General features: G+C 55.1%; 1 rRNA gene. It reads left to right on the top strand.

The features are described 5' to 3' along the window. Window positions 1-1,458: ribosomal RNA gene (locus BCL93_RS17020) — 23S ribosomal RNA — on the top strand; the annotation flags it as partial. Window positions 1,459-1,504 lie beyond the last annotated feature (46 nt).

Genomic DNA, 1,504 nt, shown 5'->3' with positions numbered 1-1,504 from the left:
GCCAGGCGTTGGTTGTCCTGGTGAAAGTCAGTAGGCTGGGGAATCAGGTAAATCCGGTACCCCAAGGCCGAGAGACGAGACGAACAGACTACGGTCTGGAAGTCATCGATGCCACGCTTCCAGGAAAAGCCTCTAAGCTTCAGATACTGTGGAACCGTACCCCAAACCGACACAGGTGGTCAGGTAGAGAATACCAAGGCGCTTGAGAGAACTCGGGTGAAGGAACTAGGCAAAATGGTGCCGTAACTTCGGGAGAAGGCACGCCGCATTAGGGTGAAGGGACTTGCTCCCCGAGCCTGACGCGGTCGAAGATACCAGGTGGCTGCAACTGTTTATTAAAAACACAGCACTCTGCCAACGCGTAAGCGGACGTATAGGGTGTGACGCCTGCCCGGTGCCGGAAGGTTAATTGATGGTGTTAGCTTCGGCGAAGCTCCTGATCGAAGCCCCGGTAAACGGCGGCCGTAACTATAACGGTCCTAAGGTAGCGAAATTCCTTGTCGGGTAAGTTCCGACCTGCACGAATGGCGTAATGATGGCCACGCTGTCTCCACCCGAGACTCAGTGAAATTGAAATCGCAGTGAAGATGCTGTGTACCCGCGGCTAGACGGAAAGACCCCGTGAACCTTTACTATAGCTTCACACTGGACGCTGATGTTGCTTGTGTAGGATAGCTGGGAGGCTTGGAAACGGTGGCGCTAGCTATCGTGGAGCCAACCTTGAAATACCAGCCTGGCATCATTGGCGTTCTAACTCCGGTCCGTTATCCGGATCGAGGACAGTGTGTGGTGGGTAGTTTGACTGGGGCGGTCTCCTCCCAAAGAGTAACGGAGGAGCACGAAGGTACCCTCAGCACGGTTGGAAATCGTGCATTGAGTGCAAGAGCATAAGGGTGCTTAACTGCGAGACAGACACGTCGAGCAGGTACGAAAGTAGGTTCTAGTGATCCGGTGGTTCTGTATGGAAGGGCCATCGCTCAACGGATAAAAGGTACTCCGGGGATAACAGGCTGATACCGCCCAAGAGTTCACATCGACGGCGGTGTTTGGCACCTCGATGTCGGCTCATCACATCCTGGGGCTGAAGTCGGTCCCAAGGGTATGGCTGTTCGCCATTTAAAGTGGTACGCGAGCTGGGTTTAGAACGTCGTGAGACAGTTCGGTCCCTATCTGCCGTGGGCGTTGGAAGTTTGAGAAGTGCTGCTCCTAGTACGAGAGGACCGGAGTGGACGCACCTCTGGTGTTCCGGTTGTCACGCCAGTGGCATTGCCGGGTAGCTAAGTGCGGACGGGATAACCGCTGAAAGCATCTAAGCGGGAAGCCCCCTTCAAGATGAGACTTCCCTGAGGCATAAGCCTCCTGAAGGGCCCAGCAAGACGAGCTGGTTGATAGGCACGGTGTGGAAGCGCTGCAAGGCGTTGAGCTAACGTGTACTAATGGCCCGTGAGGCTTGACCATATAACCCCAAGGGGTCTGCGCATGACGCGCACAATTGACGGATACG

The sequence above is a fragment of the Onishia taeanensis genome, assembly GCF_003268885.1.
GTDB classification, from domain to species: domain Bacteria; phylum Pseudomonadota; class Gammaproteobacteria; order Pseudomonadales; family Halomonadaceae; genus Onishia; species Onishia taeanensis_A.
This window is presented reverse-complemented; position numbering and strand designations above follow the sequence as displayed.